Here is a 19,310-nt window from a genome sequence, read left to right on the forward strand (position 1 = left end):
AGTTTATTTTGACCTTAATATCAAGACGCGGGTGACGGCGGCGGCACGTAGAGGCGGATCGTCGTCCCGCTGCCCGGCGCCGAGACGATGTCGATACGGCCACCGATCATCTGGGCGCGGCGGCGCAGGTTGCTCAGGCCTCGCCCGGCCGAGGCGCGCTCATCGGTGGCAAAGCCCACCCCGTCATCACTGAGCGTCAGGATCAGCCAGCCCGGCTGGTCCGGGTCGGCGCGCAGGCTGAGGTCGATGGTTTTCGGCTGCGCGTGTTTGAGCGCATTGGTAACCCCTTCCTGCAAAATACGGTAAATATTGAGAATTTCGTTGGGCCGATAGCCACGCGGCTCCGCTTCCAGCGCGTTGCGCCAGTTCAGTTCCACCCCCACCACCTGAAGGCGCGGGCGCATCCGTTCGCGGAAGATGGCCAGCCCCACCTCCAGCGAATCCCCCATTGAATCCATCGAGTCGATGATCAGACGCAGGTCATCGACGGCGGCCTGAATATTGACGCGCATCGTTTCTGCCGGCACGGCCCCCAGCTTGAGCTGCATCAGCAGGCTGACCAGATGCCCGCCCACCCCGTCGTGCATGTCGCGGATCAGACGCTGGCGCTCTGCATTGACGGCGTTGAGCTGCTCCTGCTCCTGAAGGCGGGCATAGGAGGCGCGGATTTCGGCTTCGCGATCGCGCACCTGCCGCGCCAGATCATCGCGCTGTTCTTCGGCCGTGCGGTACAGCTCAAACCCCCGCGTCACCAGGTCAATGGCGATCCCGGCAATGATCACAAAGGGGAAGTAGAGCCCCGCCGTCAGCGGCCGCGCCAGACCGAACAGACCGTGGTAGAGATCATAAAGGGTCGTCACCAACCCGATCGACAGAAAGGGGAAGGAACGCAACATCAGTTGCGGCTGAGACTGCGCCAGCACCCACATGCGATGCAGGAAATAGGCCGAGCAGACAAGGATGAGCAGGGTCTCGGTCACCGTCGGCAACCAGCTCTGCTTCGCGGCCCACCCGATCAGCAGCAGCGCCACATCCGCCAGCGTGACGCCCACAATGATGGGCGTATGACGATCCGGGGCCGAGGTCCAGTTTTTGAGAAAATAGGCCGTCGCCCCAATAGTCAGCCCGGAAATGATCGACAACAGCGTGTCATGCAGGGCATCCGGCAGGGCGCTGCCGTGCCACATAAAGCTGGCCCCCCGCACCGCCAGCGCCGCCATGAACAGGGTGACGCTGAGGAACAGACGGTTATAGCCGCTGATCGGCAACAGGGCGGCGGCGATCATGCTCAGCAGGGTGGCCGCGATCACCGTGATCAGCGGCATACCGAGGGTGGTCATCAGACGATGATCCTGAAGCTGACGCAAATCCGTCTCCGGGCCAAACAAAACGCCCTTCATATGCGGGTGGCAACCATTGGCCACCGCAACGATATCGACCCGGTTTTCGCCTGAGCGCAGCATGTCCGGCGTCAGGCTCAGGAGTTGCGGCCGCAAACCGTCGTGACTGGAGGGAAAGCCGAACTGCCCACGCGGCGGCGCCAGCAGGTGGCCATTGAGATAGACGGCGTAATTGTCCCGGATCAACGGCAGGAACAGGGCCTCAAAGCCGCGGTCCGGCTGCGGCCTCAGCAGAAAGGAAATCTGATAGGCCGGAAAGGTCGCCCCACGCACACAGGCATTGGCGAAGTCCTCCGGCATGGGGGTCATGCCGTCCGGCAGACGCGTCATCTGGCTCAGCGGAAAGGGCTGCGGCGTCAGGCCGTCCACGGCCCGCATATAGACCTCGCGCACGCGATAGGCTTCGGTGGTCTCCGACGGCAACGGCTTGCGGGCAAAGGTAAACAACAGGCTCCAGAACACGATCTGCGCCACCAGCGCCCAGCACAGGGCGCGGCACAGATGGGTCCAGGGCGCAGCGGTCGGAAGGCGAAACATGCCTCACCATAACCGCAGGTTTGCAGGGATCACAAGCCGCCGGGCGAAACTACATGCGGATCAGGCCGCTGCGCACCGCTTCAAACACGGCTTCCGAGCGCGAATTGACCGCCAGTTTGCGATAGATGGCCTTGACGTGCGTGCCGACCGTGTGGTGCGAAATATCCAGCACACCGGCCGCTTCCTTGTAGCTCAGCCCCTTGGCCAGCAGCGACAGAAGCTCGATCTCGCGCGGCGTGATACCCGGTGCATCTTCGGCCAGTTCCGGTTCGGCGACGATGGCCAGCGACGCGTCCTTGCGGATATGGCGCAGCAGATAGGCCGCCACCGGGGCCGAAATGGGCGAGCCGCCGTTCAGGGTGTGGCGGATGCTGCCGATCAGTTCGCTCTCGGCACTGTCCTTCAGCACATAGCCGTCAGCCCCCGCCGTCAGGGCCGAAATGACCGAGGTTTCATCCCCGAACACCGTCAGGATAAGGATGCGGGTGGGCAAACCCCGCTGACGGGCCGCCTTGATGATCTCAAGTCCGCTGCCGTCGCTGAGCCCCAGATCGAGAACGATCAGATCGGGGGCCGTATCGAGCAGGCGCAACCCCTCCGCCACGCTCCCCGCTTCTCCGGTCAGTCGCATGTCCGGCGCCGCCTCGATCAGAGTGGCGATATGACGGCGAACAAAGGGATCGTCCTCGATAAGGACCAGACGGGACTCGGACATGTGAACGAACTGTACCTGCGGGTTTTCAAATGACCTCGATATCGGGTGTAACATGCCCCCCCTCCCCTCACAATCGGCATCACCGGTTTATGGTAGCCCCTCCCATATAGGCGGTATAGCCAGGCAGAATTGTCCGTGTTTTTGTGTTGATCGTGGCTCTTCCGGAAGATGGGTCGCCGCGCAATCTATTTGGATGGCGTTTGAGTTATTCTCGTTTCAATTTGCCCCTATTCTTCAGTGGGCCGGTGACCCCACCGGCTCCTTTTTTTATTAAGTTATGTTCGCAGTTCTGCGTAAAAAAACGCCCGGCCAAAGCCGGGCGTTTTGCGTTTGTGACCAGAGCAGACTCCGCTCGGGCGTTTTGCCTTTGTCTTAGCGACGGCGCGGCGTCCACACCACAACGCGGCCGTTACGGTGCGTGTAGTAGGTGCTGTAGTACGGACGCTGCGTATAGTAGGCGACCGCATAGCCCTTCGGCGCGGGCGGCGGGGCGTATTCACGGCGGTCAAAAACAAAATACTGGTTGTTCAGGCACTGCTGGACCTTGTTTTCCTTCACTTCTTCGCCGACCTGATTGCCGATCGCGCCGCCAACCACGGCCCCCAGAACGGTGCCTTCGGTCTTGTTGCCCTTGCCGGCCACGACATTGCCGACGGCAGCCCCGGCCACAGCCCCAATGATGGTGCCCTTGGTCTTGGTGTTTTGCTGCTTGTGATAGCAGAAACCGTCATAGTTCTGCGCGGCGGCCGGCGTGGCGGCCACAGCGCCGAGAGCCAGGACGGCGGCAAAGCCACCGGCGATCATTTTGGCGGACATATGGGACATGGAAAATACTCCTTTGGATGATGCGTTGTGACCTGCACATTGTCACCGCCCGGCTGAACCGGGACTGAACAGCGGTGTTCAGGTGCGTTCAAAAAAGTTCCCGGAATATTGAACAGAGCTGTGACGCAATTACGTCAAGGGGCGACGAGACACAAAAAACCCGGCGCTGCGGCCGGGTTTTCTCATTCAACGACTGACGTTTGATCAGCGACGATAACGATAATCCTCGCCGTCGCGCTTGACCCAGTACGAGCTGTAATAGGGACGCTGGGTGAAATAGGCGATGCGATAACCGTCGGGCGGCGATGGCGGCTCATAATAGCCGCGGTCATAGACGTAGTAGCGGCTATTCAGGCAGTTGGCCGAAGCCGTTTCCTTTTCCTTGTTCTTCTTGGCGACCTGATTGCCGATGACGCCACCGACCACGGCCCCCAGAATCGTGCCTTCGGTCTTGTTGCCCTTACCGGCGACGACGTTGCCGAGCACGCCACCGGCGGCGGCCCCGATCACCGTGCCCTTGGTGCGGGCCGAACTGCCCTTCTGATAACACCAGCCGTCATAACTCTGAGCGGCGGCAGGCAAGGCCAGACCGAGGGTGGCGGCGCCCAGCAGCGCGCCAAAGGTATATTTAAGCGATCCGTTCATAATGCACCTCACTTTCCGCGGTGAGAGTGGCGCGCCAGCTCTAAGGTTTCGATGCGCGCGCGCCACCACCCCATAAGAAAGCCGATAAGGCCAACTTGACCCTAGTGTCCTGAATCTGAAATTCGCATGCGCTTGATATCGCCCTCTGGCGAATTTCAGATTCAACAGGACACTAGCAACTTATTGTATCTAGTATCGTTTTTGAATTTGAAGTTCGCTCGGCTCTCGATATCAAAATGAAGCGAACTTCAAAATTCACGATACTAGGGCATGGCCAAAAAGCCATAGTTGGAAATCAATGTTACAAACTCGACACAGCTTCGTTGCAAAAGCGACATGCTATGCTAGCTTTAGCCAAGACTCCGGGGGAACACGGGGCTACAGGGACATAAACGCTGCGGAAGGGGCAAGTTATTGCTCCGAGGACCGTCATGCACCCAATCCAATCGCGCACCGCGCGCCGTTTTTCCGCCCGTCTGGGCGGCGTCTCTTTGCTTGCCCTGACCGCGCTGGTCGGCGCGGCCCACGCCGAAGACACCTCACCCAAGGCCGAGGACAGCGCCACGACCGAAGTCGTCGTCACCGCGTCGCGCCGTCTGGAAAAGGCCAGAGACGTGCCGGTCGCCGTGTCGTCGCTGGCGGGCACCAAGCTCGATGTCATCAATTCGTCGGGCCTCGACATCCGCGTGCTGGCGTCGCGCACACCGTCGCTGAACGTCGAATCGTCGTTTGGCCGAACCTTCCCGCGCTTCTACATCCGCGGTCTGGGCAATACCGACTTCGATCCCAACGCCTCTCAGCCGGTTTCCGTTGTCTATGACGACGTGGCGCTGGAAAACCCGATGCTGAAATCCTTCCCGATCTTCGACCTTGCCGCCGTCGAAGTGCTGCGCGGCCCGCAAGGCACGCTGTTCGGGCGCAACACGCCGTCGGGCGTCGTCAAGCTCAGCTCGGCCAGGCCGTCGGAGGTGTTTGGTGGCTATTACAGCGTCGCCGCCGGTAACCTCGGCACCGTCAATGCCGAAGGCGCGGTCACCGGGGGTCTGGGCAATGGCTTCTCCGGCCGTCTGTCGGGCATCATTCAGCGCCGCGACGACTGGGTGACCAACCTCGCCAACGGCAAGAAGCTGGAAGGCTACGAAGACATCGCGCTGCGCGGCCAGCTGCGCTACGTCAGCGGTAACTTCGAGGCCCTGCTCAACGTGCATGGCCGCACGCTGGACGGCACGCCGCGTCTGTTCCGCGCCAGCGCCATCAAGCCGGGCACCAACGATTTCAACACCGGCTTCGATGTCGAGAAGGTCCGCCTCGACAGCCCCTTCATCAGCCAGTCGCTCGACTCGTTCGGCACCAACCTGCAACTGAGCTACACCTTCGACGGCATGGGCACGCTGCACTCGATCACCGCCTATGAGCGCGCCAAGACTGAAAGCTCCGGCGATATCGACGGCGGCGTCTCGACCATCGTCGCCCCCACCCTCTACGGCACCTTCTTCCCCGTCGCCACCGGCGGTACGACCGAGCCGGAAGAGTTTTCGCAGGAACTGCGCTTTGAAACCGAGCAGTTCGGCAAGTGGCGCGGTCAGTTCGGCCTCTACTACTTCGACCAGGTCCTGAAGTATAACGAGCTGGATTATCTCAACAATGGCGACGTGCGCCACAAGAACCACGGCACCAGCTTCGCCGTCTTCGGTTCGGCGGAATACAAGGCCACCGAGGCCCTGACCCTGCGCGCCGGCCTGCGCTACACCTCGGACGAAAAGAAGGACATCGTCTGGGGCCGCGCCGTCTTCCCGGGCAAGGCCCTGCCAATCACCACCAAGGTCGATGGCGACAATGTCTCCGGCGACCTCAGCGCCACCTATGTGATCACGCCGACGCTCAACTGGTACGCCCGCTTTGCCACCGGCTATCTCGCCCCGGCGATTCAGGACCGCGTCAACTTTGGCGGCGTGCCGACCACGGCCGGTGAGCAGACCACGACGTCTTACGAAACCGGCTTCAAGGGCTACGCCTTTGACAAGATGCTGCGCTACGACGTCTCGGCCTATTATTTCAAGACCAAGGACCTTCAGATCACCGCCGTCGGCGGCGCGGTCAACTCGGCCAAGCTGATCAATGCCAAGGAAGCCATCGGTCGCGGCATCGAAGCCGACCTGTCGTTCAAGCCGACGGACAACCTGCTGCTGACGGCCAGCGCCAGCTATAACGGCACGGAAATTCGGGACCCGGTGACCGCCGTGGCCACCTGTGGCTCTGGCCTGTGTACGCCGCTGGACCGCACCTATGTGTCGGGTGGCACGCGCTATGCCTATATCGATGGCAACCCCCTGCCCCAGGCCCCGGAATGGGTGGCCAACCTGACGGCCCAGTACGTCTGGCCGATGGGCGACGGCAGCCGCTTCTTCGTCTATGGCGACGTGGCCTACCGCTCGGAAATCAACTTCTTCCTCTATGAAGCGACCGAGTTCACCGGCAAGTCGTTCACCCAGACGGGCCTGCGTGGCGGTTACGTCACCAAGGGCGGTCTGGAAATCGCCGCCTATGTGCGCAACCTCGAAGACAATATCGTGGCCGAAAGCGGGATCGACTTCAACAACCTGACGGTCATGGTGTCCGAGCCGCGCACCTATGGCCTCTCGCTGAAGAAGGCCTTCTAAGCGTCTCTGCATAAACAAGAAAAGGCCGGTGTTCGCACCGGCCTTTTTTTTATGGTTTGCGCGTCTGATTACCCCCCGTGCGGCACATAGGCCTGAAATTCCAGCTCGACCTCCGCGCCATAGGCCAGATCGCTGACGCCAAAGGCAGTCCGCACCGGCAGGCGCGTCGGGTGGAAATAGGGCTTGTAGAGGCGGTTGAAAGCGCTCCAGTTGGCCATGTCCTTCATCATGACGGTCGTCTTGAACACGTGCTCCAGCCCCAGCCCGTAGCGGCGCAGGATGGCCTGCGAATTCGACATGATCTGGCGCACCTGCGGCTCAAAGCCGTCCACCAGCCGCCCCTGCGCATCGAGGCCGATCATGGCCGACAGGTAAAGGACGCCGCCCACCTGAGCCGCTTCGGAAAAGGGCGAACGGGGGTGCGGGTGCATGTAGTAGGTGACGCCATCCGCATGGACCGGCTTTACGGGGATTTCAGGCAAACTCATGGCTTGGACTCCGGTGATGCCCGGCAGAGGCCCGCCGGGACTGTATGCAGCGATTTTGATGATCTGCGCTCGCCCTGACAAGCCCTGCACCTTTTTTTGATGCCCGATCAAGCAACAAAAAAAACGCCCTGTCGGGACCTGACAGGGCGTTGATGGGGAATAAAAAGCGTAATGGAAATGATCTAAATACAGATACTGATGCAGAGGTATCCCCGCCCCGTATCGGCGGTTTTGATAACGTGATCACGGTTAAGGCGCAAGCAAAAATTTCACAATTTCAACCTCTTTGTGAAATTTTTCGGATAATCGCGTTCAGGCTTCAAGATAGCCATACAGGATGGCGCGGGTAATGCGCCGGTACTGTAACGTCAGATGTTCAAGCGGCAGCAACGGATAGACCGCATTGACGCCCCGCGCCGCATCCGCCAGCATCTGCGCCAGTTCGGCGGCGCTGTAATCGCGTTTGAGGCGCAACGCCCCTTCCACCGCCAGCGTATCGATAAAGGCCGCCAGATCGGCCTGAAACACCGTGGCCAGCTCGATCATAATGTCGGTGCAGATGCGAAACACCGTCGCCTTGATCTCCAGCGCGTGCGGCGACGGCTGGATCAGACGCCAGGTATCCCCGTAACGAATATCGATCATCGTGGTAAAGATGTCCAGCACATCGCCGCCCGTCTCGCGCACATTGTAGGCCGCGGCAAAGCACCGGTCTATCAGCTCCAGATTATGCTGACGGAACATGGCGCGAAAGGCATCGTCCTTGTTCTCGAAATAGTTATAGAGCGTGCGGCGCGTAAACCCACAGCCCTCGGCCAGGGCTTCCATGGTCAGTTTCTGGAAACCCCGGCTAAGGAAAGCGGTCTGTACGCGATTGAGAAGGTCCGGGCTCGGCGTCATGCTCCTACGTAACGCCTGATGGACAGGGTGACAACCGAGGCATAACTAGCCCTGTACTTTTTTCGCCGCCCCGGCGCACCAGCGATAGAGCCCGGCCACCCCGGAAACGGCCAGCACCAGCGCAATGACCATCGCCGTCTCTTCGCCATAGGGGATAGGCAGGATAGCCAGTGGGGCCTTGGAGCCGGTGAAGGTGATCACCCCGGCCAGCACCACCTTGAACAGGCTTTCGCCGACGATAAAGCCTGAGGCGATCAGCACGCCCAGACGCGAAGCCGGTTCGGCCCACGGCTTACCCTGCACCAGCCGCTCAAACAGCCAGCCGCCAAAGGCCCCGACCACCACCGGCGCGGTCACCGCCGACGGCAGATAGATGGCCAGCCCCACCCCCAGCGGCGGCAGGCTGTACTTGTCGTTCGTCACCTTGCGCAGCAGAAGGTCAAAGGCCACAAGCCCGGCCCCGATCAGCGCCCCGGCCCCCAGCAAACCCCACGGCAGGCTGCCACCAATGGCTCCCTTGGCCAGAGTCGAGATCAGGGTCGCCTGCGGCGCACCCAGCGGTTCGCCCGTAATGCCGCGATAGTTGGGGTCACCCGCAAACCCGAAGGCCTCATTGAGCAGATTAAGCACCAGCGGGATAACCACCGCCCCGGCGATCACGCCGATGACCAGCGCCACCTGCTGTTTCCATGGCGTCGCCCCGACCAGTTGCCCGGTCTTGAGGTCCTGAAGGTTGTCGTTACCGACGACGGCGACGGCCAGCACGAAGGTGGTGGCAAACAGGGCAAAGGCCGTCAGGGCCTGACCCACATCCGGGCCGCTGATCGTGTGACCGACGGCACCAATCAGCAGGGCCGCCCCCAGCACGCTGAGGATACCGACGCCCGACACGGGCGAGTTGGACGACCCGATCAGGCCCGCCATATAGCCGCACACGGCGGCGGCCAGCAGACCGGCGATGGCAAGGTAAAGCACGCCCAGCGCCACGAGGGGCAGGCTGAGGCTGGCAATGGCCGTCCCGTTGAGGAAGCTCGCCATCAGGAACCCGGCCGGCACCAGCAGCAGCACCGAGATCAGGCCGACCAGCGCGATCGGCAGGTCCTGTTCCTCGCGCGGCAGGGCTTCGCCGCCCGACTTGCGCTTGCGATTGGCCTCAAGCGCCGACATCAGGCCGGACCACACGGGCCCCAGCAGCTTGCCTATGGTCCAGATGGCCGCCGCCCCGATGGCCCCGGCCCCCAGATAGCGCACCTGCGTGGACCAGATGGCCCCGGCATGATCCGCCGCGCTCGCCTCCGGCATGGGCGTCATCGACGTCAGGATCGGCACGGCGATGCCCCAGGCGATGACCAGCCCGGTCAGCATGGCGATACCGACCGTAATCCCCATTAGGTGCCCGGCCCCGATCAGGGCCAGCGAGCTTTCACCGGCAATCCCCGTTGCCGCCACCTTACCTCCGACCTTGACCTTGAAAAAGGCCGCCAGCTCCCCGGCCAGCACCTTGGCCGCCGCCAGCGCCGAATAGGCGGCCGAGGCCACGCTGCCCAGCACGACGGCCACCAGCCCGGCCTGCCCTTCGCGCGCGCCTTCGCGGGTATTGGTGCCGACCTTCAGCACTTCGGCCGCGGCCACGCCTTCCGGATAGGGCAAGGGGGAATTGGAGACCAGCGCCCGGCGCAGCGGGATGGTGTACATGACGCCCAAAATGCCGCCGATGGCACAGGCGGCGAAGGTGATGAAGAAGGGCACATCACGCCACCAGCCAATGATGATCAGGCCGGGCAGCACAAAGATCACCGAGGCCAGCGTCCCCGCCGCCGAGGCAATCGTCTGGACGATATTGTTTTCCTGAATCGTCGCCGATTTGAAGGCGCTCAAAAGCGCCATCGAAATAACCGCCGCCGGGATCGAGGTGGCAAAGGTCAGGCCGACCTGAAGCCCCAGATAGACCTGCGCCGCGGTGAAGACGAGCGTGATGAGGATACCAAGCAATACCCCGCGCAGGGTGATTTCGGTTTGGGGTTTGGGCGACATGAGCACTCCGGGCAGCCGAACGCAAAAAACCGTATCTTGCGCAACGGATTGCATCTGACAACTTTTTTCTTGTGTCAGTCAGTCCGGAGCGAGCACCTTAGCGCGTAATCCCTCGAGATAGGTGTCGGTAAAATCGGTCTTGAGCGTCACGAACAGCGGAAAATGGTCGCTGATCTGAAACGTGCGCCAGTCTTTGCGGTAATAGTCTTCGAGCAGGGCTTCGCTGCCGAGCAGCTTCGTTTCGGCGTCGATGGCCTTCTGGGCCGTCTGGCGTTTGGCGTCCGTCTTGGCTTTCGCCAGCTCGGTTTCGGCCTGGCGTTTGCGCCCTTCGGCGATGCGACGCAGGGCCGAACGAAACAGCGGATAGTCCTCATCGCGAAACACGTGGTCAAACACATTGAACACCCCGTGCGGATCGGGAACGTCGGCCAGCATGACTTCGTTCGCCTTGGGGATGAAGGATATCTGGTCGTAAAAGCGCGTCTGATCGGCATTGGAACCGACCTTGTTTTTGAACACCTGAAAACCATGCTTTTTCAGCGCATCGAAGGTCGGCGCGTCTTCGGACTCGATATTGAAATCGCCGACCAGCACATGACTTTGCAAAGCATCGCTCTTGGCGCGTTTGGCGATAAACTTCGCCACGGCGTCGATCTCCTTCACGCGGCGCGCATAGCCCTCGGAGGTCAGGCGGTCCTCACCGTAATAGATATGCACGGTGGCAAAGTTGAAACGGAACCAGCCGGCCTGAAACGTGCAGGCAAAGGGGGTCCGCGCAAACTGCCGCGCCTTGGTCACATCGGAAATCTGATCCTCAAACGGCAGGACGATTTCCCCCGCCACGCCGGTAAAGCGCACCTTGTTGCGATTATAGATGAACCCCAGACGCTCGCGGTTACCGCTGGGGCCTTCGGTGACATCGGTAATGATATAGTCGTGCTCCGGCCCCAGTACCGACATCAGGCGCGAGAAGGGAGTCAGGTCCTCACACACCTCCTGAACCGCCACCACATCAAAGGCCGACAGGACCTCGGCAATATAGTAGAAGCTGTCCTCCAGCCGCGGCCCGTGCGCGAAGCGGTTATCGTCGAAATTGCGGATATTCCACGTCCCCAGCAGCAGGGTAGAGGCGCTGCGTCCCGGAATTTGGGCCTTCAGCCCCTCGCGCAGACGTTTGAGCCCGTCCAGCGTCCGCAGCTTGGCCTCGGCGCGCTCAGGCTCTGGCAGATCGGCAAAGGCGTATTTCAGGCGTGAATAGGCAACCATAGCTTTCCTCCCCCTAAGTTCCCTAGCGAGGAGGAGAGCAGATTACGGCTCTATTTTCTATCGCGGGTTGATCAATACGCCGTGATATGGCGGTCAACCGCTTTTGGACACGTCCTTAAGCTCGGCCTCAAGCGCCGCTGCCTGCCCCTCTCCGCGCACCTTGCCGTCATCGAAGATTTTGCCGATGATGTGACGGTACTCTTTATACTGGCGCAGCTCATGTGCGGCGGCCATCTTCTCAGCCCACGACGTATCGTCGCGCCCGAGATGGCGCAGGACCGCCTGAAAACGCAGATAGCGTTCGTGCCGGTTGCGCTCCGCCGTCTGTTCGGCCAGCCACAGCACCGCCCAGGCGATCACAATGAGCGGCAGCACCAGAAGTCCCCACCCGATCATGTCCTGAACCGTCACCAGCATGCGCACCTCGCTCTTGTTTAGTGAGGCACCATACGCTCATGGTTCCCACAGCCCAAGCCCTTGCGCCAAAAAGACGAACCCGTCACACGCACAAAAAAACCTCCGGGATTGCGCCCGGAGGTTTTTGGTGTTCAGGGAAAATCCATTACCACCACTGGGATGGCTTATGCTTAAAGCCTGCGGCCTTTTCGAGCACCGCACCCACGGCCAGGGTCGTGCCTTCGTCCAGCGCCTTGCCGATCACCTGAAGGCCCAGCGGCAGCCCCTTCGAGTCGAGCCCCGCCGGGACCGCCATGCCGGGCAGTCCGGCCAGGTTGGTGGTCACGGTGAAGACGTCGTTCAGATACATCTGCACCGGATCGGCGGCCTTTTCCGTGTCGCCCAACTGGAAGGCGGCGGACGGCGTGGCCGGAGTCAGGATGACGTCACAGCTGTTCCAGGCATTGACGAAGTCTTCGGCGATGCGGCGGCGCACCTTCAAAGCCTTGACGTAATAGGCGTCATAGAAGCCGGCCGACAGCACATAGGTGCCGATCATGATGCGGCGCTTCACCTCGGCCCCGAAGCCTTCCGAACGCGACAACTCATAGGTGTCGGTCAGACTGCTGGCCGCCTCGGTGCGGTGGCCAAAGCGCATCCCGTCATAGCGGGCGAGGTTGGACGAGGCTTCCGCCGGGGCCACAATATAGTAGCACGGCAGGGCGTATTTGGTGTTGGGCAGAGAGATGCGCACGATCTCGGCACCGGCGTCCTTCAGCCACTGGATGCCCTGCTCCCACAGGGCGTCGATCTCGCCCGGAATGCCGTCGAGGCGGTATTCATCGGGGATGCCGATGCGCAGGCCCTTGATCGACTTACCGACAAAGCTCGAAAAATCCGGCAGGGCGTTGGTCAGGCTGGTGGAGTCTTTGGCGTCGTGCGAGCACATGGATTGCAGCATGATCGCCGCGTCTTCGACCGTTTTGGTGATCGGACCGGCCTGATCGAGCGACGAGGCAAAGGCCACCATGCCGTAGCGCGAGGCGCGGCCATAGGTCGGCTTGATCCCGACCGTGCCCGTAAACGCGGCCGGCTGACGGATCGAACCGCCAGTGTCCGAGGCCGTGGCGGCCAGACACAGGTCCGCGGCCACCGCCGAAGCCGAACCACCCGATGAGCCGCCGGGGGTCAGGGGCGCATTGGAAGCGTTCGACTTCCACGGATTGGTCACCGGGCCCCAGTGCGAGGTTTCGTTGGACGAGCCCATGGCGAATTCGTCCATGTTCAGCTTGCCCAGCATCACCGCGCCATCGTCCCACAGGTTCTGGGTGACGGTCGATTCATAGGGCGGCACAAAGGTATCGAGGATGCCCGAACAGGCCGTGGTGCGCACGCCCTTGGTGCAGAACAGGTCCTTGATGCCCAGCGGCGCGCCTTCGAGTGCGCGGGCCTCACCGGTCTTCAGGCGACGGTCGGACTCACCGGCCATCTCACGCGCCTTGTCAAAGGTGGTCAGCACATAGGCGTTCAGCGCCGGATTGGCCTTTTCGATGGCCCCGATGAAGGCTTCGGTCAGTTCGGTCGAGGAAAATTGCTTCGCCTTCAGGCCATCAAGCGCGCTTTTCAGCGTCAGTTTGGTCAGTTCGCTCATGACTCACCCCCCTATTCTACGACTTTTGGCACGATAAAGAAGCCGTCGAGGCTTTTGGGGGCGTTCGACACGACATCGGCCACCTTGCCGCCATCGGTCACCACGTCGTCACGCAGGGGTTGGGTCATTTCCACGCAGGAGGTCATGGGCTGCACGTCGCTGACATCGACCTCATTGAGCTGCTCGATCCAGCCCAGAATGCCGTTCAGCTGACCGGCCAGGCTTTCCAGACGTTCATCGCTTTCGCGCAGGCGCGACAGGCTCGCCACCTTGCGCACAGTTGCCACATCAATGGCCATGCGGAGACTCCTATATCTATGGAGTTCCGGTTAGCGAGGGCGCGCCCAAATGGCAAGGGGCACGCCTATTTAAATAGCAAAACGGCGCACCGGGGACAGTCGGTGCGCCGTTTGTCTCTGACCTTGGGACAGATTATCGCTGAGCCGAGCTACGGTCCGAATTGTCGGCATAAACCGCGCCATTGACCACCTTACCTTCGTGATAGGCCACAAGCGCGGGCAGGTTCGACTGCTGAACGGCGCGGTCCAGAGCCGCCGCGGCACAGGCCCGGTCTGAGGCTTTGGCGGCGCTGTCGTGAGCCAGACCAGAGTCGCAGGCGCGTTTGGCCGCAACCTTCAGGCGCGCATAGGCCTTTTCAACGGCTTTGGCATCGCTAAGCATCGTGGGCAGTTGCACCACTGCACGGGTTTCTATGTCACGCTCTGCAGCAGATAACGGTGTCACTACAGTGAGCGAGAGGGCCAGAGCCGTCAGGGCGGTGAGCTTCTTAAGCATGGTTAGTCTCCAGTATTGAGTGAAATAAGAATAACGATTACTTGCCACGCAGCGTGGTCTTTGCCGACTGCTCGGCCAGACGCATCTCACCCTGGTTTTGCGCAGGCACCTGCGCCGCATGCAGGCGGTTCAGCAGGGGCGAATTAAAGCGCGCGACCGCCTCATCGACAGCTTGCAACTGACACACGCGCTCGGCTTCGGCCGCCGTCAACGGCCCCTCGGATGACTGACACATGTCTTCGGCAACGCTTTGGATACGGCTGTAGAGCCGCTCTACGCCCCTAGGCGTCGAAAGGTCGAGATCGCGCGTGGCTACACGCCGCGTCTCTACCGTTTGCGCCTGCGCCATGGACGCGCCGGACAACAGCGCCACACCAAGAATAAAAACCATTACCTTCATAACCCGCTCCATATTGAATATTTTAAGACGCTTAACTTGTGATGAATTCAATAAATCAGACGGAAAACAGAATCCATGATTTTATTATTAAATCTTTGCCATTTATTAATTTCAGTTCATGAACTTTTGTTAGTTTATTTTGTGACGGTTTATTGAATGGTATATTTTGAAATTAAAACGCGCCGACCCGTTCAGGCCGACGCGCACTTCAATTATTACATTTTTTACAGGAAACTACTTTTCAGCCCATTGACCAAGAATAGGCGACAAACCGTCCCTGCGGACGTCCCCCGCCTCGATCGCGACCCGGCTCAGGCCCGGATGCCCGACCTTAAGCACCGCCTCCCGCACGGCCGTGCGTTCGCACTGCGCATCCGTGATGACCCAGCCGTTGGGCGAGCTGAGCCCCTCGGCGCAGACCTCTTTGGCGGCGGTACGGATCTGTTTCAGCACCTGTTTCGCCTGCGCCGGATCATTCAGGTCGGCGTCAGCGAAACGGATCGTTTTTTGCGGCAGTTCCTCTGCGGCCACGGCACTCCCGCCCGTCAGCAGCATGACACCCGCGACACACATCAGTATAGTTTTCGGCATTTTGTTATCTCCCGTTGCTTTGGATAGACAACAAAATCCCGCAATAAGAAGTAAAAATCCAGAATTTTATTATTAAATAAGCGCAATAGATTACGTTCAATTCATTAATTACATGGTCGTAATTCACAATCGCGCCACATTCGGCGCAACGCCGCTGCATTTGCGGTTGACTCGCTTACGCCCGCGCGCCACACCGCATCGCATGGCCATACTCGACATCACCGAACTGAAAGCCGCCCTGCCGCCGCGCCGCGCCCTGATCGGGCTCGATCTGGGGGAAAAGACCATCGGCGTCGCCGTCAGCGACATCTTCTTAAGCATCGGCTCGCCGCTGGAACTGATCAAAAAGAGCAAGTTCACGCAGGAGGCCGAACGGCTGCTGCTGTTGATGAAGCAACGCGAAGCGTCGGGCCTCGTCATCGGCCTGCCGGTCAATATGGACGGCACCGAAGGCCCGCGCTGTCAGTCGGTGCGCGCCTTTGCCCGCAACCTGCTGCGCCTGCCCGCTGAAAAGTTCGCCGCCGCAGGCCTTGACCCCGACCTGCCCATCGCCTTCTGGGACGAGCGCTGGTCATCGTCGGTGATGAACCGCTTTCTGATCGAAGAGGCCGATCTGACGCGCGCCAAACGCGCCGAGGTGATCGACCGTTCCGCCGCCGCCTATATTCTTCAGGGCGCACTCGACCGCATAAGAAGCGCCACATGAACCAAATCCGACTGCCAAAGGGCACAAGCGCACAGCGGCAGGGGCGCGAGGGATAAACATGACGCCCGACATCTTCATCAACGGCATCCTGCCGGTGTTTCTGCTGATCGCGCTGGGCTTCGGGCTGAAGGTGTCGGGTTTTCTGCCGCCGTCGGTCTGGGCGCCGATCGAACGCATCGCCGTCTATGTCTTCTATCCGGGCTTTCTGATCCCGGCCATCTGGCACGCCGACCTGTCGGGCCTCAGCGCCGGCCCGATCAGTCTGGCCGTCAGTACGTCGCTGGCCCTGTCCATCCTGATCGCTTTTGCCCTGAAACCGGTGCTGCGCCTGTCCGGCCCCACCTATACCAGCGTCTTTCAGGGCCTGATCCGCTTCAACTCCTTCGTCTTCTTGCCCATTGCCACCTCGATCTTCGGGGCGCAGGCCGTGGGCCTGGCCGCCGTGGCCATGAGCGCGCTCATCCCCTTGAGCAATATGGCCTCGATACTGGTGCTGGCCCGCTGGGGGCAGCCCGAAGGCGAGGACACGGTGGACCGCAGCTTTCGCGGCGTCATGGCGCGCCTGTTTACCAACCCGATCTTCCTGTCGTGCCTGATCGGGCTGGCGCTCAACATGGTGCGCGCGCCGTCTGTGCCGTTTATTGAAAAAGACCTGGAGATGCTGGGCGATGCGGCCATTCCCACCGGCTTGATTCTAGCCGGTGCCGGGCTTAACTTCGCCTATATCCGCAGCCAGCCCGTTCTGGTCGTCGCCACCTCAGCCTTTAAGGTGCTGATCGTGCCGCTGATCAGCTGGGGCCTGTGCCGGCTGTTCGGCGGCGATGCTCTGGCGCAGGGCGTGGCCCTATGCTGCGGGGCCGCGCCGTGTGCCGCCGTCGCCTATGTGCAGGCCCGCCACATGGGCGGGGACGCGCCGCTGATGGCCGGGATCGTGGCACTCACCACCTCGCTCAGCCTGATCAGCCTGCCCCTGCTCCTGTGGCTCTATCATTTGCTGACGTAAGAGATTTACGCACAGCTTCGGGCTGGCAAGGCCCCGGCACGCTTCCTATATCCGATCCGTTCGCCCGCCTCAGCCGTAACGGCTCACGTCACACCTTTTCTTCGGCCGAACGCCCCCGATTTTGCAAGGATTTCCCATGACGCTCGCCAAAGCCTATGCCGCGCCTTCGCCCAAGGCTCCGCTCGAACCCTTTACCTTTGAACGCCGCGCCCCCAACGCAGACGATGTGGTCATCGACATCCTCTATTCAGGCGTCTGCCATTCCGACATCCATCAGGTGCGCGACGAATGGTTCCCTGGCATCTATCCGCAGGTGCCCGGCCACGAAATCGTCGGCCGCGTGCGTCAGGTCGGTGCAAAGGTGACCAAATTCAAGGAAGGCGACACGGTTGGCGTCGGCTGCTTCGTCGATTCCTGCCGCCTGTGCCAGACGCGCGACGAAGACCGCGAGCAATATATGCCGGGCCTCGTGCAGACCTATAATGACCGTGACGCCGATGGTCAGCCGACCTATGGCGGCTATTCCGACCATATCGTAGTCAAGGAAGGCTATGTGCTGCGCGTGCCAGACCACCTGCCGAAGGACGCCGCCGCGCCGCTTCTGTGCGCCGGGATCACCCTGTGGTCGCCGCTGAAGCACTGGAACGCCGGGCCGGGCAAAAAGGTCGCCATTATCGGTCTGGGCGGGCTTGGCCATATGGGAGTCAAGCTGGCCCACGCGCTGGGAGCCGAGGTCACGGTGCTCAGCCAGTCTCTGGCCAAGAAGGACGACGCCCTGCGTCTGGGGGCCGATCACTACTACCCCACCAATGACGCGGAAACCTTCAAGACGCTGGCGGGCACCTTTGATCTGATTATCAATACGGTCTCCGCCCCCATCGACTGGAACGCCTATCTGGGCCTGCTCAAGGTCGATGGCACCATGGTGCTGGTCGGCGTGCCGGACAACCCCATCCCGGTACACGCCTTCTCGCTGATCCCCGGCCGCAAGACCCTGGCCGGGTCGATGATCGGCTCGATCAAGGAAACGCAGGAAATGCTCGACTTCTGCGGTGAGCACAATATCGTCTCGGATATCGAACTGATCGACATTCAGGACATCAACGAAGCCTATGAGCGCGTCATCAAGTCCGACGTGCGCTACCGCTTTGTCATCGACATCGCGTCGCTGAACAAGGCGTAAGGGTGTTTGCGCGTCGCCGCTGCCTGACTGCGGTCGGGCGGCGGCGATTGCCCCTTCCCTCCCCTTGAGTCGTGGGGTATAGCCGCCCTTTATGACGCGCATTGCCCCCCAAGATCCGCAGGTGTTGCTGGAGATGATCCAGTCGCGCCTCTTTCCGTTCCCCAAACGGCATTTCAACGCCGCGCAGGACCTTGATCCGCCTGACATTCTGGCCCTGCTCGATCTGGCCGATGTGTTCGTCGAACTGAACCGGCGGACCAATAAAAAGCTCGACCTGCTCAAGGGGCGCACGCAGGTCAATCTGTTCTTCGAGAACTCGACGCGCACCATGTCGTCGTTTGAACTGGCGGGGAAGCGTTTGGGGGCCGATACGGTCAATATGAACCCGCGCACCTCAAGCGTGGCCAAGGGCGAGACCCTGATCGACACGGCGGTGACGCTCAACGCCATGAAGCCCGATCTGCTGGTGGTACGTCATTCGGCGTCAGGCGCGGCGCAGCTTCTGGGGCAAAAGGTCGGGTGCAGCGTCGTCAATGCCGGCGACGGTCAGCATCAGCACCCCACTCAGGCGCTGCTCGACATGCTGTCGATCCGCCGCGCCTTTGGCCATGTCGATAGCCTGACGGTCGCCATTTGCGGCGATGTCGCCCATAGCCGCGTGGCGCGCTCCAATGTCATCCTTCTCAATGCGATGGGGGCCAATGTGCGCCTCGTCGGGCCGCCGACGCTCATTCCCGGCGACGCCGACGAATGGGGCGTGGAGGTCTATCACGACATGAAGGCCGGGATTACCGGGGCCAATGTGGTGATGATGCTGCGCCTTCAGCTTGAGCGCATGGACGGGGCCTTCATCCCCTCGACCCGCGAATATTTCCGCTATTTCGGTCTCGACCGCGAAAAGCTGGCCGTCGCCGCGCCGGACGTGCGCGTCATGCACCCCGGCCCGATGAACCGCGGAGTCGAAATCGACTCCGAAGTGGCCGATGACCTGTCGATCTCGCTCATTCAGGATCAGGTGGAGATGGGCGTCGCCGCGCGCATGGCCGTCCTGGCCTCGCTGGCCGCGCGTCTGGAGAACGACCGGCCCTCAAGAAGCGAAGCGTTAGGGCACTAAA

General features: G+C 61.3%; 19 protein-coding genes. 5 read left to right on the plus strand and 14 right to left on the minus strand.

All coding sequences use genetic code 11. The features are described from left to right. Positions 1–20: 20 nt before the first annotated feature. The 4 genes from ACK8OE_RS12155 to ACK8OE_RS12170 all read right to left on the minus strand — a co-directional run bounded on the left by ACK8OE_RS12155 (position 21) and on the right by ACK8OE_RS12170 (position 4,122). Positions 21–1,937 carry a sensor histidine kinase gene (locus tag ACK8OE_RS12155; protein ID WP_410272730.1) on the minus strand — a complete coding sequence of 639 codons (1,917 nt, stop codon included), beginning with the start codon at positions 1,935–1,937 and terminating at the stop codon, positions 21–23. A gap of 49 nt (positions 1,938–1,986) precedes the next feature. Beyond that, positions 1,987–2,652 (minus strand): response regulator, encoded by a 666-nt coding sequence (locus ACK8OE_RS12160; RefSeq protein WP_410272731.1) that lies wholly within the window; start codon positions 2,650–2,652, stop codon positions 1,987–1,989. A 372-nt stretch (positions 2,653–3,024) separates the two neighbouring features. Continuing rightward, complete coding sequence (locus tag ACK8OE_RS12165; protein WP_410272732.1) at positions 3,025–3,477, minus strand: glycine zipper 2TM domain-containing protein; 453 nt, start codon at positions 3,475–3,477, stop codon at positions 3,025–3,027. Between the two features lie 204 nt (positions 3,478–3,681). Continuing rightward, the gene (locus ACK8OE_RS12170; protein WP_290793431.1) at positions 3,682–4,122 is read right to left on the minus strand and encodes a glycine zipper 2TM domain-containing protein; all 441 of its coding nucleotides are present in this window, start codon (positions 4,120–4,122) and stop codon (positions 3,682–3,684) included. 431 nt (positions 4,123–4,553) lie between these two features. Between ACK8OE_RS12170 and ACK8OE_RS12175 the strand changes: the two genes are divergently transcribed. Beyond that, positions 4,554–6,782, plus strand: a complete 2,229-nt coding sequence (locus ACK8OE_RS12175; RefSeq protein WP_410272733.1) for a TonB-dependent receptor — start codon at positions 4,554–4,556, stop codon at positions 6,780–6,782. Between the two features lie 68 nt (positions 6,783–6,850). Here the strand turns inward: ACK8OE_RS12175 and ACK8OE_RS12180 are convergent, their stop codons facing one another. The 10 genes from ACK8OE_RS12180 to ACK8OE_RS12225 all read right to left on the minus strand — a co-directional run bounded on the left by ACK8OE_RS12180 (position 6,851) and on the right by ACK8OE_RS12225 (position 15,303). Further along, complete coding sequence (locus tag ACK8OE_RS12180; protein ID WP_410272734.1) at positions 6,851–7,270, minus strand: RidA family protein; 420 nt, start codon at positions 7,268–7,270, stop codon at positions 6,851–6,853. A gap of 312 nt (positions 7,271–7,582) precedes the next feature. Further along, positions 7,583–8,170, minus strand: a complete 588-nt coding sequence (locus tag ACK8OE_RS12185; protein WP_410272735.1) for a TetR/AcrR family transcriptional regulator — start codon at positions 8,168–8,170, stop codon at positions 7,583–7,585. 45 nt (positions 8,171–8,215) lie between these two features. Continuing rightward, the gene (locus tag ACK8OE_RS12190; RefSeq protein WP_410272736.1) at positions 8,216–10,204 is read right to left on the minus strand and encodes an OPT family oligopeptide transporter; all 1,989 of its coding nucleotides are present in this window, start codon (positions 10,202–10,204) and stop codon (positions 8,216–8,218) included. A gap of 78 nt (positions 10,205–10,282) precedes the next feature. Beyond that, positions 10,283–11,470 (minus strand): endonuclease/exonuclease/phosphatase family protein, encoded by a 1,188-nt coding sequence (locus ACK8OE_RS12195; protein ID WP_410272737.1) that lies wholly within the window; start codon positions 11,468–11,470, stop codon positions 10,283–10,285. A 93-nt stretch (positions 11,471–11,563) separates the two neighbouring features. After that, positions 11,564–11,887 (minus strand): hypothetical protein, encoded by a 324-nt coding sequence (locus ACK8OE_RS12200; protein ID WP_410272738.1) that lies wholly within the window; start codon positions 11,885–11,887, stop codon positions 11,564–11,566. 145 nt (positions 11,888–12,032) lie between these two features. Further along, the gene (gene gatA / locus ACK8OE_RS12205; protein WP_410272739.1) at positions 12,033–13,517 is read right to left on the minus strand and encodes an Asp-tRNA(Asn)/Glu-tRNA(Gln) amidotransferase subunit GatA; all 1,485 of its coding nucleotides are present in this window, start codon (positions 13,515–13,517) and stop codon (positions 12,033–12,035) included. An 11-nt stretch (positions 13,518–13,528) separates the two neighbouring features. Further along, positions 13,529–13,816 carry an Asp-tRNA(Asn)/Glu-tRNA(Gln) amidotransferase subunit GatC gene (gatC, locus tag ACK8OE_RS12210; protein ID WP_126423477.1) on the minus strand — a complete coding sequence of 96 codons (288 nt, stop codon included), beginning with the start codon at positions 13,814–13,816 and terminating at the stop codon, positions 13,529–13,531. 133 nt (positions 13,817–13,949) lie between these two features. After that, positions 13,950–14,312, minus strand: coding sequence for a UrcA family protein (locus tag ACK8OE_RS12215; protein WP_410272740.1), 363 nt, complete (start codon positions 14,310–14,312; stop codon positions 13,950–13,952). A gap of 37 nt (positions 14,313–14,349) precedes the next feature. Continuing rightward, positions 14,350–14,712, minus strand: coding sequence for a UrcA family protein (locus ACK8OE_RS12220; protein ID WP_410272741.1), 363 nt, complete (start codon positions 14,710–14,712; stop codon positions 14,350–14,352). Positions 14,713–14,946: 234 nt separating this feature from the next. Beyond that, a complete protein-coding gene (locus tag ACK8OE_RS12225; protein WP_290793467.1) occupies positions 14,947–15,303 on the minus strand; it encodes a UrcA family protein in 357 nt (118 codons plus the stop codon). 202 nt (positions 15,304–15,505) lie between these two features. On the opposite strand from ACK8OE_RS12225, the gene ruvX reads away from it, so the two are divergent. The 4 genes from ruvX to ACK8OE_RS12245 all read left to right on the plus strand — a co-directional run bounded on the left by ruvX (position 15,506) and on the right by ACK8OE_RS12245 (position 19,309). Then, entirely contained in the window at positions 15,506–16,009 is a 504-nt protein-coding gene (gene ruvX / locus ACK8OE_RS12230) for a Holliday junction resolvase RuvX (RefSeq protein WP_410272914.1), read from the plus strand. 58 nt (positions 16,010–16,067) lie between these two features. Then, a complete protein-coding gene (locus ACK8OE_RS12235) occupies positions 16,068–17,012 on the plus strand; it encodes an AEC family transporter (RefSeq protein WP_410272742.1) in 945 nt (314 codons plus the stop codon). Between the two features lie 136 nt (positions 17,013–17,148). After that, positions 17,149–18,195, plus strand: coding sequence for an NAD(P)-dependent alcohol dehydrogenase (locus tag ACK8OE_RS12240; RefSeq protein WP_410272743.1), 1,047 nt, complete (start codon positions 17,149–17,151; stop codon positions 18,193–18,195). A gap of 91 nt (positions 18,196–18,286) precedes the next feature. Continuing rightward, positions 18,287–19,309, plus strand: a complete 1,023-nt coding sequence (locus ACK8OE_RS12245) for an aspartate carbamoyltransferase catalytic subunit (RefSeq protein WP_410272744.1) — start codon at positions 18,287–18,289, stop codon at positions 19,307–19,309. The last annotated feature ends 1 nt before the right edge of the window (position 19,310 follow it).

The sequence above is a fragment of the Asticcacaulis sp. W401b genome, assembly GCF_046503825.1.
Classification (GTDB): Bacteria; Pseudomonadota; Alphaproteobacteria; order Caulobacterales; family Caulobacteraceae; genus Asticcacaulis.

What these genes read in the sequence shown, in the direction of transcription:
- ACK8OE_RS12155 (WP_410272730.1), bottom strand. Translation starts at nt 1,937, where the DNA reads ATGTTTCGCCTTCCGACCGCTGCGCCCTGGACCCATCTGTGCCGCGCC.
- ACK8OE_RS12160 (WP_410272731.1), bottom strand. Translation starts at nt 2,652, where the DNA reads ATGTCCGAGTCCCGTCTGGTCCTTATCGAGGACGATCCCTTTGTTCGC.
- ACK8OE_RS12165 (WP_410272732.1), bottom strand. Translation starts at nt 3,477, where the DNA reads ATGTCCCATATGTCCGCCAAAATGATCGCCGGTGGCTTTGCCGCCGTC.
- ACK8OE_RS12170 (WP_290793431.1), bottom strand. Translation starts at nt 4,122, where the DNA reads ATGAACGGATCGCTTAAATATACCTTTGGCGCGCTGCTGGGCGCCGCC.
- ACK8OE_RS12175 (WP_410272733.1), top strand. Translation starts at nt 4,554, where the DNA reads ATGCACCCAATCCAATCGCGCACCGCGCGCCGTTTTTCCGCCCGTCTG.
- ACK8OE_RS12180 (WP_410272734.1), bottom strand. Translation starts at nt 7,270, where the DNA reads ATGAGTTTGCCTGAAATCCCCGTAAAGCCGGTCCATGCGGATGGCGTC.
- ACK8OE_RS12185 (WP_410272735.1), bottom strand. Translation starts at nt 8,170, where the DNA reads ATGACGCCGAGCCCGGACCTTCTCAATCGCGTACAGACCGCTTTCCTT.
- ACK8OE_RS12190 (WP_410272736.1), bottom strand. Translation starts at nt 10,204, where the DNA reads ATGTCGCCCAAACCCCAAACCGAAATCACCCTGCGCGGGGTATTGCTT.
- ACK8OE_RS12195 (WP_410272737.1), bottom strand. Translation starts at nt 11,470, where the DNA reads ATGGTTGCCTATTCACGCCTGAAATACGCCTTTGCCGATCTGCCAGAG.
- ACK8OE_RS12200 (WP_410272738.1), bottom strand. Translation starts at nt 11,887, where the DNA reads ATGCTGGTGACGGTTCAGGACATGATCGGGTGGGGACTTCTGGTGCTG.
- gatA (WP_410272739.1), bottom strand. Translation starts at nt 13,517, where the DNA reads ATGAGCGAACTGACCAAACTGACGCTGAAAAGCGCGCTTGATGGCCTG.
- gatC (WP_126423477.1), bottom strand. Translation starts at nt 13,816, where the DNA reads ATGGCCATTGATGTGGCAACTGTGCGCAAGGTGGCGAGCCTGTCGCGC.
- ACK8OE_RS12215 (WP_410272740.1), bottom strand. Translation starts at nt 14,312, where the DNA reads ATGCTTAAGAAGCTCACCGCCCTGACGGCTCTGGCCCTCTCGCTCACT.
- ACK8OE_RS12220 (WP_410272741.1), bottom strand. Translation starts at nt 14,712, where the DNA reads ATGAAGGTAATGGTTTTTATTCTTGGTGTGGCGCTGTTGTCCGGCGCG.
- ACK8OE_RS12225 (WP_290793467.1), bottom strand. Translation starts at nt 15,303, where the DNA reads ATGCCGAAAACTATACTGATGTGTGTCGCGGGTGTCATGCTGCTGACG.
- ruvX (WP_410272914.1), top strand. Translation starts at nt 15,506, where the DNA reads ATGGCCATACTCGACATCACCGAACTGAAAGCCGCCCTGCCGCCGCGC.
- ACK8OE_RS12235 (WP_410272742.1), top strand. Translation starts at nt 16,068, where the DNA reads ATGACGCCCGACATCTTCATCAACGGCATCCTGCCGGTGTTTCTGCTG.
- ACK8OE_RS12240 (WP_410272743.1), top strand. Translation starts at nt 17,149, where the DNA reads ATGACGCTCGCCAAAGCCTATGCCGCGCCTTCGCCCAAGGCTCCGCTC.
- ACK8OE_RS12245 (WP_410272744.1), top strand. Translation starts at nt 18,287, where the DNA reads ATGACGCGCATTGCCCCCCAAGATCCGCAGGTGTTGCTGGAGATGATC.